16 protein-coding genes and 2 pseudogenes are annotated in these 19026 nt (G+C 34.6%); 15 read left to right on the top strand and 3 right to left on the bottom strand.

Going from position 1 to position 19026, the window contains the following annotated elements:
• Position 1: 1 nt before the first annotated feature.
• From MKY71_RS19345 to MKY71_RS19335, 3 genes and pseudogenes are all read left to right on the top strand, one after another.
• Entirely contained in the window at positions 2–1216 is a 1215-nt protein-coding gene (locus MKY71_RS19345) for a hypothetical protein (RefSeq protein WP_340733786.1), read from the top strand.
• The gene (locus tag MKY71_RS19340) at positions 1216–1830 is read left to right on the top strand and encodes a hypothetical protein (protein ID WP_340733785.1); all 615 of its coding nucleotides are present in this window, start codon (positions 1216–1218) and stop codon (positions 1828–1830) included. Before MKY71_RS19345 ends, MKY71_RS19340 begins: the two co-directional genes overlap by 1 nt.
• A 144-nt stretch (positions 1831–1974) precedes the next feature.
• A pseudogene (locus MKY71_RS19335) lies at positions 1975–2854 on the top strand (IS3 family transposase); the annotation flags it as partial.
• Between the two features lie 526 nt (positions 2855–3380).
• Here MKY71_RS19335 and MKY71_RS19330 read toward each other — a convergent pair.
• Entirely contained in the window at positions 3381–3788 is a 408-nt protein-coding gene (locus tag MKY71_RS19330; protein ID WP_139377690.1) for a hypothetical protein, read from the bottom strand.
• 119 nt (positions 3789–3907) lie between these two features.
• Here MKY71_RS19330 and MKY71_RS19325 point away from each other — a divergent pair, with 119 nt between their 5' ends.
• Positions 3908–4429 (top strand): hypothetical protein, encoded by a 522-nt coding sequence (locus MKY71_RS19325; RefSeq protein WP_065217413.1) that lies wholly within the window; start codon positions 3908–3910, stop codon positions 4427–4429.
• A gap of 454 nt (positions 4430–4883) precedes the next feature.
• On the opposite strand, the gene MKY71_RS19320 is transcribed toward MKY71_RS19325, so the two are convergent.
• A complete protein-coding gene (locus tag MKY71_RS19320; RefSeq protein WP_065217412.1) occupies positions 4884–5471 on the bottom strand; it encodes an N-acetylmuramoyl-L-alanine amidase family protein in 588 nt (195 codons plus the stop codon).
• Between MKY71_RS19320 and MKY71_RS19315 the strand changes: the two are divergent.
• Positions 5460–5909, top strand: a pseudogene (locus tag MKY71_RS19315) (IS3 family transposase); the annotation flags it as partial. The gene MKY71_RS19320 and the pseudogene MKY71_RS19315 sit on opposite strands and share 12 nt — an antisense overlap.
• A 159-nt stretch (positions 5910–6068) precedes the next feature.
• Here the strand turns inward: MKY71_RS19315 and MKY71_RS19310 are convergent.
• Positions 6069–6800, bottom strand: coding sequence for a hypothetical protein (locus tag MKY71_RS19310; protein WP_065217411.1), 732 nt, complete (start codon positions 6798–6800; stop codon positions 6069–6071).
• A gap of 1261 nt (positions 6801–8061) precedes the next feature.
• Here MKY71_RS19310 and MKY71_RS19305 point away from each other — a divergent pair.
• The 10 genes from MKY71_RS19305 to MKY71_RS19260 all read left to right on the top strand — a co-directional run bounded on the left by MKY71_RS19305 (position 8062) and on the right by MKY71_RS19260 (position 19015).
• Positions 8062–8856: a hypothetical protein gene (locus MKY71_RS19305; RefSeq protein WP_340733782.1), complete on the top strand. Its 795-nt coding sequence runs from the start codon at positions 8062–8064 to the stop codon at positions 8854–8856.
• A 110-nt stretch (positions 8857–8966) separates the two neighbouring features.
• A complete protein-coding gene (locus tag MKY71_RS19300; RefSeq protein WP_065217409.1) occupies positions 8967–9989 on the top strand; it encodes a hypothetical protein in 1023 nt (340 codons plus the stop codon).
• Between the two features lie 129 nt (positions 9990–10118).
• Entirely contained in the window at positions 10119–11462 is a 1344-nt protein-coding gene (locus MKY71_RS19295; protein WP_340733781.1) for a hypothetical protein, read from the top strand.
• Positions 11463–11507: 45 nt separating this feature from the next.
• Positions 11508–12482, top strand: coding sequence for a hypothetical protein (locus MKY71_RS19290; RefSeq protein ID WP_340733780.1), 975 nt, complete (start codon positions 11508–11510; stop codon positions 12480–12482).
• 5 nt (positions 12483–12487) lie between these two features.
• Positions 12488–13276 (top strand): hypothetical protein, encoded by a 789-nt coding sequence (locus tag MKY71_RS19285; RefSeq protein ID WP_340733778.1) that lies wholly within the window; start codon positions 12488–12490, stop codon positions 13274–13276.
• 7 nt (positions 13277–13283) lie between these two features.
• Entirely contained in the window at positions 13284–14114 is an 831-nt protein-coding gene (locus tag MKY71_RS19280; RefSeq protein WP_340733777.1) for a hypothetical protein, read from the top strand.
• Positions 14101–16005, top strand: coding sequence for an ATPase, T2SS/T4P/T4SS family (locus tag MKY71_RS19275; RefSeq protein ID WP_340733775.1), 1905 nt, complete (start codon positions 14101–14103; stop codon positions 16003–16005). Before MKY71_RS19280 ends, MKY71_RS19275 begins: the two co-directional genes overlap by 14 nt.
• Positions 16002–18059, top strand: a complete 2058-nt coding sequence (locus MKY71_RS19270; protein ID WP_340733773.1) for a hypothetical protein — start codon at positions 16002–16004, stop codon at positions 18057–18059. The genes MKY71_RS19275 and MKY71_RS19270 overlap by 4 nt, the downstream gene beginning before the upstream one ends.
• Positions 18060–18136: 77 nt before the next feature.
• Complete coding sequence (locus MKY71_RS19265) at positions 18137–18592, top strand: ABC transporter permease (RefSeq protein WP_340733771.1); 456 nt, start codon at positions 18137–18139, stop codon at positions 18590–18592.
• A gap of 21 nt (positions 18593–18613) precedes the next feature.
• On the top strand, positions 18614–19015 hold the full coding sequence (locus tag MKY71_RS19260) for a hypothetical protein (protein ID WP_340733770.1): 402 nt from the start codon (positions 18614–18616) through the stop codon (positions 19013–19015).
• Positions 19016–19026: the final 11 nt, after the last annotated feature.

The following is a 19026-nucleotide window of genomic DNA, read 5'->3' as shown; positions in this document are numbered from 1 at the left end:
TATGGCAAAGAAACGTAAAACTCGTCGCGGTGGCGTTGACGCTGGAAATGGTGAAGCTAAATTTTGGTTCGAAGGAGCTCATGCGGGTATCGCTATTCCTACAGCGGAGATTGAAATTTTCCGCAACAATGATAAATTTGCAATGTTAGCGAACAACGATGTTACATATGAAAATATTCACGAAAGATTAGATGTTACATTTGTTTCTTCAAAAGCATTAGAAGAAACGAATCGTAGATATAAAATTGGTGGTCACACTTTATCTGAAAATGGTGTGAAGCCGGATGAAACAGAATTTGAATCTAAAAAATACGCTTCTGAAATTATTGCTCGTTCTGTATTAGCAGGTATTTTAGTAGATGCTCTGAAACAAAAACATCAAGAAGTAGGTTCTTGGGATTTCAAGAGTGTTAAAGCTTCATATGACATTGCTCTTGCACTACCATTAATGGAGATTAATCCAAATTCATTTTCATCACATGCATTACGCTTTATCGGTACGCATGAAATGATCTTCCATTTCCCTAACGGCCAAAAAATTGAAGTTACAATTGAAATTGAATTTGCAAGCACATTCCCCGAAGGTGCAATTGCAGTTTATCCGATTATGTACAACCTAGATGGAACGTATAAGCAATATACAATAGAAGTAAACGGACAAACGATTACTACAGATTTAAGCCAATATAAAATTTTATTAACTGATATTGGGGCTGGTACACTCGATTTAGCGGTAATGAACGGTGTAAATTACGACTACAATAATTCAAAGTCTTTAGATTTAGGCACAAAAGAAGATGTATTCAGTATTATTGAACAATGGAACGAACATGACCCATTAAATAAAATTGATTCTCTAACGCAATTTACTAAGATTTATAGCTCTAAAGATGATTTCAGAACAGAAGCATTAGTGAACTTTGCTAGTCCACGATTAAGTGCAAACTCGAAAAAAATTGGTACTGAAGTTAAAAATATTTTCAAAGATTTAGGCTCAAAATCCGTAAACGTCTTCTGTGGTGGCGGTTCAATCTTATATAGAAGTCACTTAACTAAGATCATGAACTCTGACTCTAAATACCAAGGACGTACAATCTTCTCTGAACACGATAAATTTACAAATTCGTTAGGTTTATTAATGATGATGCTTCATGAAGCCTTTGATCAAATGAAAGACCAATACATTAGTGAAGTTCAAGGTCAAGGACAAGCATAATGACAAAAGAGCAAGATAACGCAAAAGGCGCAGAGCAAGGAAAAAAACCTAACAAAAGACGCTCGAAAGTACTAGGTCATGGGGATAGATTTCAAACGTACATTGGTACAGCAGCTCATGAAGATTTGATTTCATTTATCAACAAACAATCGGATTTATCATCAACTGTACTTTACGGCTTTCTAGTGCTACAAGCGAAATATGGTGACAGAGATATAAGAGATTACCTACCTAGAACTTTCAACCCCGAAGTCTTCCAAGAGGACTTCATCAATAAATTTTTAGGTGGTAATCACAATATTGCTAGCACCCTATTAAGTGAGGATGCACCAGTTATAGAAAAAAGTACGGCTAGTGAAAATATAGTAAAAAAAGAAAGTTACAATGAAAATGACGGTGAGACTGTCGAACTGGTAGCCAAAGAAAGTCCAGGAGATACAGTAACTCCAGAACCAACTGTACATGAAGGGAATAAAAACCATAACCTACAAAATACTGACAGTTCAGGCGTTGCATCATCTGACACAACCTCGTTGCAATCAAACAAAACTGGCGGAATGAGTATAGGTAATATGGCAGAAATGTCAAAGGCATTCACATTTAATAAGAAATAATAAAAAAGGTAGTTAGGTCAACGTATGAACTGAACCCCGAATAGTGGACACTTTAAAAAAAGTGGACCTATTCGGGGTTTTTCTATTTTCTTCACCGAAAAATCCCGTTATACTGGCCATACGATTTAAGGACGGGAGAACATCATGAGTAAAATTATTTTTAATGAACATCAACGCAGACAAATTGAAGCGAATCCAAACGTGGCATCTGTTTCAGATCGCTCTATTCAATATACAGCTGACTTTAAATTAAAGGCGGTTCGGGAAAACCTGGCGGGAAAAGGCCCAGCTCAAATCTTTAGAGAAGCTGGATTTGATTTAGATATTATTGACCTAAAAAAAGCCCAAAGTGCATTGAGCCGTTGGAAGTCTATCTATAAAACACTTGGTGAACAAGGGTTTTTGGAAGAGCGTCGCGGAAAAGGCAGCATAGGTCGCCCTCGTGCTGATAAACTAACAGCGGACAAAAAGTTAGAGAAAGCTGAAGCGCGTATTCGACTTTTAGAAGCGGAATTAACCCTTCTAAAAAGCTCGACGAAATGGAAAGGCAGGCTAAGAAGAATCGGTTCTAACACCAAGAGAAAAATATCAGGCAATTAACGAAACGATTCGACTGTATCAACTCAAAAACATGACACGCTATTTATGCCAAGTAGCGAATGTCAGTCCAAGCGGTTACTATAAATGGCTTCGAAATGCGGAAAAGGATGCACTTCGTGAAGAATCAGATTATCAAGATTACTTATTACTGAAATCGATATATGATAAAGAGAAAGGAAAGATTGGCTATCGTGGATTTTATATGGCATTAGTTGATGTATTAGACCAACCCATGAATCATAAAAAGATTCTTCGTTTAATGCGTTAATTTAATTTATATGCGAAAATTCGCCGTGCGAATCCCTATCGCCACTTAGAAAAAGCGACAGCGTCACACTGCCGTATACCGAATCATTTAAATCGCGAGTTCAACCAAGATGAGCCAGGAAAAGTATTCTTGACCGATATTACATACTTACAATATTGCCTTACTTCCCTTATTTGCTACATTCGACAACATAATTTCAAGATGGCTAAGAAAAAAATTAGAAGATTATAAAGCTGATAAGGTATATATCCCACAATTGTGGAGTAAATTAAATAATAAAAATTTAACAGTAAAAAAGAAATTATCAAAGAGTCTTGATGGTCTTCTGCAGTATCAATTCATTTCCGCTTTCATCAAGATTTTTGATAGTAATAGTAAATATTTAAATCGTAATTCTATTCTACATGGCAATTCTAACTACGATGGAATCGGAAAAAAAGAATGTTAAAAAATGTACGCATTATTACATGCCTCATTAGATTTAATTTATATCGAACCTTTAAAAGTTTGTTTCGGAAATAATAAAAAGAAATAAAACTTACTTCATATAAAAAAGCCCCCTACCAAAAAGGTAATGAGCTATTTAATAATTATTAGACCCTATTTTACGTTTTGGATAAACGCCAGAATTGGATAACTCTATTGATTAAATTGGTATTGTGTTGATATTTATTTTTTCCCGTTAAGAATTAATCACTTTTCCAGTACCTGTGCATCTTTTCTTGACTGAGTCATCTTCACATTCCACTTTAACACCATAATATCCAGCTTTTTCAACTTTTATATATTGTGTGTCGGTAAATGGTATTGGTTCACTTACAGCATTTCCAGAAGAATCTACTAATGTGGTAACTAGATTAAATTGACCACTAGAATAATTACTTACTTCTAAATAATCACCTGCTGTTGCGTATAGAGTTTCTGAATAAACTGTCCCTGATCCATAACTAGTAACATTTACTCCCTTGCATGGATTACCAGCTACATTAGAACAATCAATTTTTGAATATGCCGCTGATGCTGTTAATACGAAAGAAAATACAAGAATTAGGCTTAAAACAGTTGAAAGAGTAAACTTCGATTTTTTCATCATATATAACCTCTTTTCTTTTTGGTATAAAATACTAATTCTTCAAAAATATTAAAAACCCTTTTTGCGTATATGTTTTTTTAAAATTGTAATAATAAGAAAAAAGGGATTGATTTAAAATGAATAAATTAACTTTTTCAATTTTTGCTGCCAGTGCTATTCTGTTCTTGTTTGTTAGTGTTAAAATGTATGCTGTAGAAGATACGCCTTCAAGCTTTGAAAAAAAATATGCTGAAGTGGGATATAAATCAATTGAAGAGTCCGTTAAAGAATTTCAAGAGTTTTGTAAATGTGAGGTAAGATTACCTAAAGCATTACCTCCAATTCCTTTTACTCATGAATTCGGTAAATTTTCAGAAGACAAAAATTATATAAATGATACCTTAGAAATTCGATATGTACATGAAAATAAAACTGAAAATATCTTTAAAATAGATATTAAATTAATTGATAATGAATTAGAATTTAAAGGAAAAGAATATTTACTCGAAGATGGCACGAAAGCAGTGTATTTTGAACGTGAATACTTTAATTTTATGTTTTTTGAGAAAAACAATTTACAATTTCTAATGGGAATTAGTAATAAGATTACCGACATTGATCCGGGAGAGGAATTGGTTCGGATAGCAAATTCTATATAATCTACTAATTCATATTAATCAAGCAAGCAGCTAAAAATGCTGCTCCTTTTATTTTGGGACGAGTTAATAGGAGCGAAAGGAACATTATGTATAAATGTATAAAGAAGCAATCAATTTAGGGTTCAGACATCCTAAAGTAGTAAATTACAGTCAATATTAAATGATTTACTTAATAAGTATTCTAATATTGCTGCTTATTTATGGGGGATTACAAATTGCATTGCATAAGTCAGTTATAAGCCCAATTTTTAATAGCCCATTGATTAAATTTGTCAATGGGCTATTATTTATTAGAATGTTCGATTAATTACTGCAGCTTGATAGCTAAGCAGTTGCGCATCATTGTATTGATTAATTATTGAATCAGTATAGAATGGTTGGATTAATTACAAACTCCTTTTTACCGTTGACCGTATACAGTTTGTTACGTGCTTTTTTTAATAAGTCTCTAATTTCATCGCGTCCTTTCGGTTAACATAACTTCATCATCTCCTGTCGGGTTAGTATTTTCAGTTGGTGACTTCGGGGTTATCGTAGTAACACCAAAAAAATTATTAATGCCTTCAAATGTCAGCTGAGCTTGCTTTTCAATTTCAAAAGCTATAATTTTTTCATCATCTAAGTTACTGATAAAACCGTATTCAATTAAAATCGCGGGCATGTTTGTTTCACGCACCACTGCGAAATTTGCGCGTTTCATACCTCGGTCTCGAAAACCGATTCCATTAATGATTGCTTCGTGCAAGGATTTTTGTAATTTCACTGTATTAGCACTTACAGGACCATTGAAAATAAATGTTTCAAAGCCTGTTGCAGTTTTGTTTACTGCGCTATTATCATGCAGAGATATAAATATATGTGCTCCCCAAGCATTTGCTAGTTGAGCCCTTTGTGTAAGAGATAAATACGTGTCCGTGCGTCTCGATAGCCTTACTTTATATCCTTTTGCGATTAATTTCTTTTCTAAAGCTAGAGCTACTTTTAAAACATTTTCTGCTTCCTTGGACTTCGTTCCAATCGCCCCCGGATCAGAGGTGGTCAAACGGCCTATTTATCTTGTGTAAAAGACGTCGCTACAAGAGAAATTGTCGCCTATGCGCTATCAACAACACTTAAAATATCGATTGTGTATGAGACACTCGAACAATTAACGATTGATTTAGATGGGAATCTTCATCCGGAAGCCATGATTCATTCCGATCAGGGTTTTCATTATACGCACCCAGAATTGCAACAGCTTGTGAAAAAAATGGGACTGAAACAGTCGATGTCACGCCGGGGAAACTGCCTAGATAATGCCCCTATGGAATCGTTCTTTGGGCATTTTAAAGATGAAGTCGATTATAAGGAAGCTGAAAACTTAGCTGAATTGCATACGTTAGTCGTAGAGTATATGGATCATTATAACCATACGAGAAAGCAATGGACGTTAAAAAAGATGACTCCGGCAAGTTACCGAAGTCATCTAATCGCAGCATAGGCACAACTACATCCCTTTTTATTAAACTGTCTACAAAATGGGGTTCAGTTCAGTAATTGATCTAACTACCTTTTTCTCTAATTAACAAACCAAACGAGAGTTTATTATCCCCTACTGATTATGTTGCTCTGTTACCAAAATCGCACCCTTATATTATATTTAATCGACATCGACAACGGGACTTAAGTGTTCTGGAAAGTCCCTCCAAAATTCAATAATAGCGTTGGAGTATTTATTAAAACTAACTTTCTCGATATCGAAAACAATCTCAGCATTGGTTGTTAGCTCAACGTCCATGACTCTCTTGTCACCTAAGAAACCTTTTAAGAACAAGTCTGGGTTCTTTTTATACAACCTAGTAGCAGCACGACCGTCACCATGCTTGTATGTATTAACAAGATCAGCTAATAGTTCAATCGTTTCCCATTGGGGAGTCTTTGTTAAATCATATTTTAGATATTCGTATGCTTTCTTTATTTCCCCCATATTAAAACCAAATTTTGAAAATTCATCTACTAACCTAATCGGACTTGTACTATGGTTTAGCTCCTTGTAGACAAAACCTCTTAATTGTTGTTCAAAGATTTGGTATGTTGTAGCTAACAACGACAAGTGAAAATTATATTCCATGATTTTTTCCGATCTATAAAATTCATAAGCTTCCATTTCGATATCTTCAAATATGTCACTAGGATCAACTACCTCATAATTGTAAGCAGTCGCATATTCTTCACGCAATTTTTCTTTGTATTCGTTTGCTGAGTCCTCAATATTATTGAAAAGGGTTTCCATTGTAGAAGCAAACTTTTCTTGTATTTTCTCGTGAATTAAAATGAATTGCCCTCTTTTATATTTAGTTAGCCACACATTTAATTGAACTTGTTCACTCATAAGTTCGCCTCCTTACATTTTGTTTAATTTTTATATTCTTATATGAGCATTTACCGAAATGCTCTAAGCTAATTTGGCCCATAATGAGGGTCACCCATCAATTGAATGTTTATAGTATCGTTGCTGCTTTACATTAATTATATAGATTGGTAAATAGATGTAATATCCATTTAATTTATATATTACCATGAAATTAAAAAAGTTCACTATATACTCGTTTTGAAATATTTCTTAATAAGTAGTTATTCGTCAAAATCCAGATTAAGATAAAAAAAGCTGCAGTCAATTCATATAGGTTTTACGAACTATTATAATGAATGCCTGACTTTCACTTTTAAATTTACTAATATTCCTGTTCTCGAATAAATAGTTTAAAGAAGTTCCTCTATTCATTTTCTAACCATTTACTTTATAAGCGACTTAACCATTCCAATGCTTAAACAATGGAATTTAGTTATTAAGTCACCATTATAACGGGTATGACGCAGAAAAGTTCTATTTGAACTAATGTAGCCCCTACTTTGTAAGAATAATTGTCTCCCCTCTTAGTCAAATTTTATATATTTATGAAAAAGTATTCAATTTGTGTGTCAAAAGAGTTGATAAAGTGTTTATATTATGTTGTATATATATTGATAATGTGTTGAGAGTGTACGTAGAATATGTTGAAACTGTGTAGTGTATATAGTGATAATTTAAACACTAAGCGTTATAAATAACATTTTCGAAACGATTATTAGTTATTGATCATTAGATTATGTAGTATCAAGATCAAATTAGGATAAATAAATACATACTATTATCGTTAGTTAGCTAACATTGGGTTATCGATAAATTATTTAAAGAATATCGAATTAATTTAATGATAATAAATTATCTAATATTATCGTTAATGAAAGTATAAAATTTTATCGTTATGTTATTCGAATAATATCGAAATAACGCAACGATAAGAAAGAGAGATGTATTATCGTTAAGTAGAGATTGAAATATTAACGATAAATTATTTGAATAATATCGAATTAATTTAATGATAACAAATTAGCTAATATTATCATTAAAGAAAGAGTTAAATATTATCGTTACGTTATTTGAATAATATCCAAATAACGTAACGATAATCCTTTTTGTATTATTATTTTTTAATGATTTTAAGGTTTTTCTATTATTGATTATTAATGTTTAGTTGAAAAAGGGTGAGAAAAGTTGTTCTAACAATGTTATAATCATCCTAAGAAATATATATTAGGAGGGGTCTGGTTTGAGTGCAAAAGATATGACAGAATTAGAAATAGTTGACTCAACTGTAGAAAATGAATCAGAACCAATAACTACAAATTCAATGGAAGTCTGGAAAGTTTCGGAGTTTACGGAGAAGGTGAACCAGCATTTCAAGGATATTCATAATGTAGACATAAAAGTTACATTAAATACATTGAATAATTATTTCCGTCAACTTGAAAGCCAAGAAATTCACTTCTTAAACAGAATCAATTCGATGAAAGTGTATAATATGCAGGATTTAAAAGTTGCAGAATTCATCATTATTAAGCGTACAAAAGCATTAAATAACGGAATTGTATGGCAAATTCCACAGATTATCGATAGCCTAGCAACTACCGATTTAGTACGTTCTAAAGAAAAAGCTAATGAGGATTTAAAGTCAGAACAGCAGGGTATTCCTATAGAAGCTTTAAACGAGTTTAAGGAGCAATTAGAACAATTATTTGCCTCTGAAATTGCTAAATTAAAAGAACAAAACAGACTATTAATTGACACACAAAAAGAAAAAGAAAAAACGCAGGTAAGAGATACCACGTTAGAAATACTGGCACTTCAAAAGAAATTAAGACTTACCGCAATTGACGAGTGGGAGAAGAAGGATGCTAAAGAGCGATTTGAAGGTTGGCTGTTCAAGCGTGAACGCGTGTCTGAACGGGATCGATTTATAGAGGGATATATTAGCGATAAACTAATAGAACACCTTAACGATAACCTTAACGATAGCATTAACGTTAATGAAACAAGCGATATTAATAATGAAGATAAGTCATAGTTGCTAATAATTTAATATTCAACTAAAATCAAAATGAATTGTTGACGAAGAACGCAACACTCCAAAAGGGGAGAGTTGCGTTCTTTTTTCTTATATAAGGAGGATTTAATATGGAGAAAACTAAGATACACGAAAAGTATGTAGGGCAGCCATTCGCAATCGCATACTTGCCTGAGCAATATAAAATTGTGTGGGATTGGCGTAATGTTGTTCATGCACGTATAGGTTTTATGCACGATAATTTTGAGCATGGCTTTATTCGTCATGTAAAACATTATGCTCGTGCAAATGATACGAGAATCTTACATATGACAACTGAAGATATTAGCAATCGCTTTATGGAAAGAGATACTCTAGACATTCTAAAGCTAGAAGAAGCTCCAACTTATGAAGGAATGGGGCATTTAGAGCGTATGCGAATGGATATGGTTCAATTATTTTTTAAAGCCGTATGCTATGCAGAAGGTACGACAAGAACAGAATTAATTCCTCAAATGCAATATTACCGCGATCAAGAGGGGCCGATAATGGGTTATTTGCGAGGGATTATGAATATGACGGACCCCGTTAAGCAAAATATTCTGTACGGGCACATTGAACGTATTCGCATGGTTGAAATGGGTATAATTTGCAATGAAAATGACGGTGTATCAGACTTTGTTTACCTGGTGAAAGGGAATAACCTAGCTGAACTAGTTGAATCATTTATTATCGGTGTTTGGACTATTTTCGCAATTCATTTAAACCGACAATCCGATGAAGTAGGGATGCAGCGTATTTTAACATTAGTTCAATTGGGAGAAGATTTAGTAAAGAGAGAAACGGATAGTGTAGCAAAAGAAATCATTTTAGCTGGCGTCGAAATGTTAGCTGCTTTAACTAAACCGTTATTAGATAATATGCACTTGATACCTTATCACGCATTATTAATCCAATCATCATCATTATTCCCGAACATTTATAAGCCAATTTCGCATATGTTCTATGGGAAAATGCAAGTATCAGACTTCAATTTAGCTGAAGGACATACGAATGTTATTCCGTTCGGACCTAATGAAGTTATCCTGCGAAGTGGTGTTATTTATAACAATGAAGAATTTATCGGCAGATTAAAAATTTGTGTTGCTGATTAATTTTTAATATGTTAATATCTAAAAAGTAAAACATTTAATTAAATAACTAAAATTACAAATGCGAAGCACGCATTACCCCTATATAGGGGTAATGTGTGCTTTTTTTTGTTTTTAGGGCAAGGAGGACGCATGAATCTTGTAATCGCAACCTCTAATACATCGTTTGCTCAGGTACTCGAACAGAAGTTTCGAGAACAGGGTGTGAAGGTGCTGGACATTGCTACGTGCATTGAAGATTTATTAGAAACCGTCGCTGAACATTCAGAGATAGACGGAATTTTAATAAGTACCGATTTGGCACGTAAAGGCAACGATCCACGTTTGGAAATGTTAAGTGATACCATTCTAGCGGTAAAAAGGCACAATGGTTTTGATAAAGTCCCATTTACAGTGTTATCAGATTATCCTGAAGGACATCCACTACTTGCGGAACTGTTCGAAATGGGGATATACAACTTCTTTTTAAGAAATGAAGGGAAGTTTACGGTAACAAAGCTGATTGATTCATTTAAATCGCCAATGTCATTTTCACTGGCATTAAGATTTAGAAATGCCAACCCTTCGTATCCATGGCGACGTGATTTATCTAAGTACGATTCAATAAACATTAACATTCATGCGAAAGAGCAACAAGTTCAGAAAGATGGTGGGGGTGAAGATGCCGAGAGTAAAAAGCCAGGCATTAAATTACCAAACATTAAGATTCCTACTATTAATAGAGAACGTGCCGAGCATGAGGTTCATGACGAATGGGTATTCCAAGATAACACGCAGCGTAATACGAGCGACACAATACTAGGAACAGTAATTATTGCAGTTGCAAGTGTTGAAAGGAATTTAGGTTCGACAAATACAGCTTTAAACATAGCGAAATATCTGTCTGAACAAAATTACGATGTAGCGGTGGTTGAGGGAAATACTTCGTCGGACTTTGATAGAATCCATTGTCTAATTCACCTAGAAAACCTGCAAATTGAAGATATGGAGTTTGAATTTAAAGGCTTCGATCATTTCAAGTATCGAGAAAACTTCGATGTAGCTCAGGTTTATAAGCATTACCAATATGTTGTTTTGGATTTAGGTGTGTTAAGAGATTCACCATATGAAGACGAATTTTATCGTAGTCACATGCAGGTTGTCACTGTATCAGCAGACGAGTGGAAGTATCACTGGATTGAACAGTTCAAACTTGAATATGAATTAGACGACAGAACAAAATTTGCTGTAGCAAATGGTAATGAAAGCGCCGTTAAAGAGCTTTCGTCCCGCTTAAAAGAAGAAGTGTTTTTAATTGGTAACACAATTTCACCGTATCACGTAACTAAAGATAATGAGGATACATATTCAGACCTTTTAGGTGGCTTTAATGAAGAATATACCCCACGCGAGCGAAACAATAAACATTTGTTGATTGCAGTAGCAAGTTCAATTTTAACAGCGTTGGCATTTGTCATTTATATGACGTTCAAATAATAACAGAAGGTGGTGAAACCCACTAATTTGTTATTAGTGGGGATAATGAAAAAGAGTAGTATTCGTACAAAAAACTCGAAACTAATTTACGCAGGTTTAGCTGGTGCAACAATCATGTTAGGAATTTTGGCGATAGCCGGATATTTTTTGTATGACAATATGCGCGATGCAGAAGCCAAGCGGATAGGCGAGTATAAAGCAAAAATGGAAGAATTACAGTCAGTAGCAGATCAGAACCAAGTAGCTTACGCTGTCAACGCTGACGTTGAAAAAGGTGAAGTTATTTCAGAAGCTATGCTAACTAAAGTGTTCGTGTCGGAAGCAGCACATTCGGAAGACGTTGTATTATTACCGCACTTACAAAATGACAATGAGTATTACTTATATGCAAAAACAGATTTAAAGGCGAATACTGTCTTAACTAAATCAATGGTATATGAAGACGAGGCAATTACTGACGATGCTCGTGAAGCGGAATACAGTTTTGTTGAATTACCTACGAATATCGAAAACAACAAGTATGTAGATATTCGTATTCAATTCCCGTCAGGTGAAGATTACATTCTATTAAGTAAAAAACGAATTAAAGATATTTCAGGTATTAATTTACGCATTGACGTATTAGAAGATGAAATTTTATCTGTAAGCTCAGGTATCGTTGACGCGTACTTAGAAAATGCGAAAATCTATGCAATTCCATATTTAGACGAGCACATGCAAAATAAAGCGATTGAAACATATCCATTAAAGGACAATGTACTTGCTTTACTTAAAGAAGATCCAAACGTAGTGAATAAAGCTAAATATGTTTTAGAGCAACGTAACCGTACAGCTCTTGAAAATAGCTTAGATGCTTTATTAGAAGAAGAAAAAGAAGCAGTTAAATCAGGTAATACCAACACGAAATCTAATAAAGAAGCAGCTGACGCTAAAAAAGCGGAAGAGCAACGTCTGAACGCAATTAACGCACAAGAGGCGGCACAAGTGGAAGAACAAGCTAACTTACTTGAAGGAGAGTAATTCGAATGAAGATTGTTCAATTTATGGGAAACCGTTCTAAAGCTGACTTCATTATTTACTTAGCTCATTCGATTAGTGCTATGAAGAAACGTGTACTAATTGTAGATGCAACTTCCTCCTATGAATATTACTACGGTATTATTCGGAAAGTTGAAGAAAATGAAGTTTTATACGATTTTAACGGTTTTGAGATTTTAGCGACTGGCAAGGCCATTACTAACATTGATTGGGAGCTAGAGAAAGCCAATGAATGCATGGAAAATTACGATTACATTCTAATCGACGTGAATAAAATCCAAAAATCAATTATGGCTTTACCAATTGAAAAGAGTTATTACGTGAGTGATAACATTCGTACAAATATTATGAAGGACATTGATTTATTACATGATTACGCTGATTTATCAGGTATCACAAATATCCATCAATTGTACTTTGAAAGCACGATCCACATTAGCGAGGACTACATTTCCTTACTAACAAATGGTCGCTTCAACTTTGTTCAAAACGTAGATACGTTTGAATTTGCAGAAAATCAGGACTATCTAAAAGAGTTCATTCAACATGAAGGTTCTGTGCCATTCGATAAGTTGAGCAAAAATTACAAGTTAAATGTAAAAAGTGTTGCAGCAGAAATTACAAATGATGCAATTGTTGATTACGATATAGTGCTGAAAACAGGGCTGTTCCAACGTATTTTCAATAAACGCAAACCATCAAATGTAAACAATATCAGCAACTCAATTAAAGCTCTACCGCCTGTAATGGCAGGAGAACATATTAAGGAAGGGTGACAAGTAGATGGGTAAAACGATTGTGAGCTGGAGCCCAATTCATGGACAAGGCGCTATCACATCGAATGTTGCAGCATTAGCAGCGTACTCAGCTTTAACATCCTCGAAACGTGCATTAATCACGCACACTCAACTAAATTATTCATCTTTAGAACTTTTATTCGGTAAGCAATTAGTTACTAGAGAAGGTTTTGAAGATGCGGGCATGGCTGCCCTTGAACGCTTAATTAAATCGAATTTATTAAAGCCAAACGCGGTTATGGATTATACCGAAACCATTTATGCAGATAAGCTCGATTTATTAGGCGGTTCAAATTTAGAGGATATTATAGATGACAAAACGTTGAAAGCGATTTTAAACATTACAAAAGATGCTTATGATCACATTTGGATCGATGCTCACAGTGGGCGTAACAGTGAACTAACAAGACTTATTTTAAGTAAAGCCGACTTAGTTATTGTAAACCTACCGCAGAATCGATTCGTGTTAGATCGCTTCTTTAATGGTATGGACTTCCCGGAAGAATTAAAAGGAAGAAACTACATTATCGTAATTAGCCAATATGATAAAAAATCGAGCTTTACAACTCGCAAAATTAAACGAATGTATAAAACGCAGGCGCCGGTCTTCCAAATACCTTATTCCCAGCAATTTAAGGATGCCTGCAATACGTTAAATGTAACTGAATGGTTTTACCGATTACATAAATCGACTGTAAAAGATTCGGCTGCTTCAAACTTTCGTGATGAACTAGAAAACATTGTAAAGTACATTCATAAAACTCTAGCCGACGTTGAAGCTGACGTTGAGGAAGGTGAAATGAATGATACAAACTAGCTCACTGAACCTTTTATTAATTATAGCGATTGGATTGTTCGCATTAGCCTTCATCTTTCTGAAGCTTACACAAGCTAGAAAAGAAACAGAAATTGCGAATAAAAAGAAATCATACATTCCACAACAAGAATTAACAGTTGAGGAATTGAAAAACTACGTTAGTAAGAAAATGATTGATATTACTACGAAAAGCCTGTATTTAGACAACGTTACCGAAGAAGAATTTAAACGTAGTCAGAGTAGACGTAAAGAATTGAAAAATGCTTTAAAGAACTGTAATACAGGTGATCTTTCTGCTAAAACTTACGTGCGTGAGTACATTTACGACCTCTTGGTAAAAGATAAAAAAATCAATGAGGAATTAGTTGGGTTAGTCATTCCATTTGATAATTCAGCCGAAATGACAGCTCGTGAAAAATTTGAAACGATGCTGTATGTAAATGAAAAGAAACATGGTTACAAAGCGTTATCAGCTATCATTGCCCGTTATAAATGGGATGTTAAAAATGAAACTGGTAGCTATATCGTTACTGAGGACCACATTCACAATGCGTATAAGCAAGAAATGAAAAACCAAAAGCTTTCATATCAAGATAAGATGCGAATTGTTTCACAAGTCGTATATAGCCATTACAAAGGGTTTGGCCTTATCGATGAAATTCGAGATATGCAAATTGACGGTGTATCAGCTGGTGTAAGTGGTTATAAATCTCAAACAACAGTAAATGAAATTTCAGATGATGATTTCTTATCAATGGCAAAAAGTAAAGAAACCACATTTTCTAACCTACGTAGTATTTGGGTGATGAATAAAGGTAAAACAATTCACTTTGCTTTCCTTGAATTTGATTCGGAATCAGAGTTACGCCGAATTGTTACAAATGCTTATAAATACGGTTATCCGGGCCAACTTTCTGAAACAAATCCAGCCATCATTAATGAAATGGCTGACGGTTCACGTGTTACTGCTGCAAGACCTAAACTAACAGAATCATGGGCTGTATTCATTCGTAAAAAATATGAAGCTAAAAAACTAGGCTTACCGGATCTTTTCAAACAAGACAATTCACAGATTGCAATTGAATTACTTCGCCTACTAATGCGCAGTAAAAGAACAGTAGCCGTAACAGGGGCGCAGGGTTCTGGTAAAACAACGTTATTAATGGCTTTAATAGAGCACATTCATACAGAGTTAAAGCTTCGTATTCAAGAAACAAAATTCGAATTAAATCTACGTAACCTCTATCCGGGCCGAAATATTTTAAGTTTCCAAGAAACAGAAACGTATAGCGGTCAAGATGGATTGGATTTACAAAAGAAAACTGACGGTGACGTTACGGTGTTAGGGGAAGTAGCAACTGACCCTGTTGCTGCATGGATGATTCAAACATCACAGGTAGCTTCTGAATTTACACTATTTACTCACCATGCCAAAACATTTAAAGACCTTGTATTCGCTCTACGTAACTCATTATTAAAAACTGGTATGTTCAGTAACGAGCGTGTAGCCGAGCAACAAGTAATCAGTGTACTAGAGTTCGATGTTCACATGGTTCAAATTCATGCAACAGGTGAGCGTATTATCGAGCGTATTACTGAATGTGTGCCAATCGACCAAACAGACGAGCATTTAAAAATCTTAGATCGTTTGGACGGCTCAAAGGAGAAGGATGTACGAGCTTTAATTAGCCTTGCAACAACGTTCTTCCAGCAACAGACTCAAACACAGCAATTTAAAGAAAATACAATTCTTGAATATCGTGACGGTGCGTATGTCGCTGTTAATCCGATCTCTGAGGAACGTATGAAACGCATGATGCTTCATTTATCTAAAGAAGATGCTGAGGACTTTAAAGAGCTTATGAGTAAGTCATGGGGGCTTGCACTATGATTCTTTCGATATTGCTAATTGCTATCTTTGTTGGGTTGATAATCTACAGCATTACGCAATTTCAAAAGTTCTTTCAATTAAGAAATGAAAGAGCTGCAGTATTAGGTGAGAAAAAGGTACGTAATAAAAACTATTCAGTGAAGTTTACGGCCTTTGCGTTGAAAAGTTATAACTTCATCGAACGCATCCCTGTACTTCGCAGATTTCAAGCAAAGATTCGCAAAAAGCTTGAAACGTTAGCTGTATATGATGAATTTACTTTACGCAAAGAAGTAATGAAGATTATCTTCGCAATTTGTGCGTTAGTCGTAATCGTATTAGGGTTTCTCTTGGTAATACGACCATCATTTTTAGTTGCCTTTTGGGTATTTGTTGGGTTCCTATTATTATCAGGAATTTTAGTAGACTTCTTTATTTATAGAGTAGAGCGAAAGCTTTTAAAACAGTTAAAAGAATACATTAATCGCGTTCGCTTCTATTATCAATCTACGAAAATGGTAGACGAGGCAGTATTTGAAGCGATTCACGATGCAGGTAATGAAATGAAAAATCACGCTGAGCGTATTGATAAAATCGTCAATAGCTTAGACGTGGAAAAAGAACTGGCTTTATATGAAGACGTAGCACCAACACGTTACTTACGGGTGTTTGCTGGACTTGCCGTACTTGTTAAAGAGCGCGGCGATAAAGTGATAGATGGAAAAAGCTCATTTTTAAATGGCTTAACCGCTATTAATAAAGAGCTAAATGCAGAAATATTATATCGCTCCCGTTTAAGCTATGCGATGCGTAACTTACCGTTACTAGCACTAATCCCAATTTTCTTTGCATTGCCTGTGAAAAATTGGACTGAGGGAAACTTCCCAACAACAGAAGCCTTTTACGATTCTCGTATCGGTCTATTTTCAGAAATTGGTGTGTATGCAATTAGTATCGCTTGTTACTTAATTTTACGTAAAATGCGTGAAATTTCAGAGAGCACAAAAGAATTTGTCCCAAATAAAGTTAAATGGGAGCGTTGGATTTTAACGAAAGTTAAAGGTGCGATGTTGCTTTGTAAAGCATTTACGCCGAAAAAGTATTCACGTCGCTACAACGATACTGAACAGCTAATTAAAGATGCTAATGAATCTATTACGGTGTATGAACTTACATTACAAAAGATTGTTAGTGCTGTAATTATATTTATTCTTGCATTTGGTGTTTTCGCTTACTCACACGTAAGAGAAAAATCAGTTGCATTACAAGGTTCATTCGATGGTTCAATTTTCACCGAAACTTATACGGCCAAAGAATCTGCCTTGTTACAACAACAAACAGATTACGACCGAGAAGTAATTGAAAACTTTAGTAAGGCCAAGGTGCTACCAACCGAAGAAGAAATTGTCCTTTCTATTGCAGATCAACTTGAACTAGATCCATCAGACGAAGAAGTTTTAAAAACTTACAATCGCATTATGGATAAATACGTTAAGTACACGAATGCGTACTTAAAATGGTATGAAGTTTTATTAGCGATAATCTTTGCTTACATAGCTTATCAGTTGCCTGCAATTGTTTTAAGCTTCAAAAAACGAGCACGATTAAAGCTTATGGAACGTGAAGTATACCAATTATTAATGCTTATATCCATCTTAAAAGATTTTGATGGAATGAGTGTAGCAGGAATACTTCAATGGTTAGAACGCTTTTCTATTGCATTTAAACGTTCGCTCGAAATTGCTATCGAAGAATTTGATAGTGGACCAGAGGAAGCATTAGAAAAGTTAGGCGAAACAAATACGTTCGAGCCATTCGTACAAATTGTAGAGCGATTAAAACTTACATTAATTCGCTTATCAATTGCAGAAGCATTTGAGGATATAGACGTTGAAAGAGAATATTACCTAGAAGAACGTAAGGAAGATCAAACACGCGAGATTGCAGAAAAAACTCAAATGGGTTCTTTCCTTGGTCTGGCACCAATGATTTCATTAATTTTCATCTATTTAATATTCCCGATTATCTATATCGCTGTAACAAATTCAAACCAAATGATGGAGTTGTTACATTAATTCATTAATTTGTGGGTGGGTCCACTTATTATAAAAAATAAAAAATATAAAACAGAAAAGAAAGAAGGAATTTCAAAATGTCAGAAACAACAGCAACCGCGCTCAAATTTGCAGCGGGAATCATCTTAGCAATCGTGTTAGTAGGTATCGCAATCATGGTATTCACACCTGCAGCAGACTCAGCAAAATCAGTAACAAATGATTTCACAAATAATACAACAGAATTACAAGATCAAAAATACTTAATGTATGACAATACAGTGGTTTCAGGTTCACAAGTTATCAACGCTATCCGTAAATTCAAAGGTCAAGAAGGCGAAATTGGTGTACAAGTAACAACTGGTAAATCTACGAACTGGTACTTATCAGAATTTAACAAAGAAGCTGACACGATTACAGAATTACAAACAGACTTAGTAAATGCTACAACTAATAACCATGTAGATTACATTAATCCAAGTGGAATGTTCGATGCAGTTATCGAGCGTGACAAAAACGGCGTTATTCGTAGTATTAAATTCAAACAACAATAATCCTTTTTTGCGAAAGGGGGAATGGGAGCCGTATTGCGCGGCTCCCAACCTTTAATGAATAAAACAGTAAGTGAAGCGATTTGGTTTACCTTAACAACCTTAACTTTTAGTCTAGCTCTAGCTTATGCATTGACACCATTATTTCAAATACAAAAAGAGTTTGAAATTTCTCCTGGTACGGAAGGTTCTGTATATGTAAAACAAACTGAAATTCCAGAAGAGCCCCTATTTACAGGTGCACAAATAATCAGCTCAATTTATAAGCTAGATTTTGACGAAACAACTGTAAATGTGGACGGGAACTTGTTTGAGCGACAAACAGATTTAAAAACAAAGCAATCAATTATTCTACCATATGCAGAATACAAACAAACTATCCAATATTCAGGATCAGGTACACGTATCAATTACACAATGCAATAAGGAGTGACATA

Source organism: Solibacillus sp. FSL W7-1324 (assembly GCF_038008025.1).
Classification (GTDB): Bacteria; Bacillota; Bacilli; order Bacillales_A; family Planococcaceae; genus Solibacillus.
Note: the sequence above shows the minus strand (reverse complement) of the source record. Positions and strands in the feature narration are given on the sequence as shown.

What these genes read in the sequence shown, in the direction of transcription:
- MKY71_RS19345 (WP_340733786.1), top strand. Translation starts at nt 2, where the DNA reads ATGGCAAAGAAACGTAAAACTCGTCGCGGTGGCGTTGACGCTGGAAAT.
- MKY71_RS19340 (WP_340733785.1), top strand. Translation starts at nt 1,216, where the DNA reads ATGACAAAAGAGCAAGATAACGCAAAAGGCGCAGAGCAAGGAAAAAAA.
- MKY71_RS19330 (WP_139377690.1), bottom strand. Translation starts at nt 3,788, where the DNA reads ATGAAAAAATCGAAGTTTACTCTTTCAACTGTTTTAAGCCTAATTCTT.
- MKY71_RS19325 (WP_065217413.1), top strand. Translation starts at nt 3,908, where the DNA reads ATGAATAAATTAACTTTTTCAATTTTTGCTGCCAGTGCTATTCTGTTC.
- MKY71_RS19310 (WP_065217411.1), bottom strand. Translation starts at nt 6,800, where the DNA reads ATGAGTGAACAAGTTCAATTAAATGTGTGGCTAACTAAATATAAAAGA.
- MKY71_RS19300 (WP_065217409.1), top strand. Translation starts at nt 8,967, where the DNA reads ATGGAGAAAACTAAGATACACGAAAAGTATGTAGGGCAGCCATTCGCA.
- MKY71_RS19295 (WP_340733781.1), top strand. Translation starts at nt 10,119, where the DNA reads ATGAATCTTGTAATCGCAACCTCTAATACATCGTTTGCTCAGGTACTC.
- MKY71_RS19290 (WP_340733780.1), top strand. Translation starts at nt 11,508, where the DNA reads ATGAAAAAGAGTAGTATTCGTACAAAAAACTCGAAACTAATTTACGCA.
- MKY71_RS19285 (WP_340733778.1), top strand. Translation starts at nt 12,488, where the DNA reads ATGAAGATTGTTCAATTTATGGGAAACCGTTCTAAAGCTGACTTCATT.
- MKY71_RS19280 (WP_340733777.1), top strand. Translation starts at nt 13,284, where the DNA reads ATGGGTAAAACGATTGTGAGCTGGAGCCCAATTCATGGACAAGGCGCT.
- MKY71_RS19275 (WP_340733775.1), top strand. Translation starts at nt 14,101, where the DNA reads ATGATACAAACTAGCTCACTGAACCTTTTATTAATTATAGCGATTGGA.
- MKY71_RS19270 (WP_340733773.1), top strand. Translation starts at nt 16,002, where the DNA reads ATGATTCTTTCGATATTGCTAATTGCTATCTTTGTTGGGTTGATAATC.
- MKY71_RS19265 (WP_340733771.1), top strand. Translation starts at nt 18,137, where the DNA reads ATGTCAGAAACAACAGCAACCGCGCTCAAATTTGCAGCGGGAATCATC.
- MKY71_RS19260 (WP_340733770.1), top strand. Translation starts at nt 18,614, where the DNA reads ATGGGAGCCGTATTGCGCGGCTCCCAACCTTTAATGAATAAAACAGTA.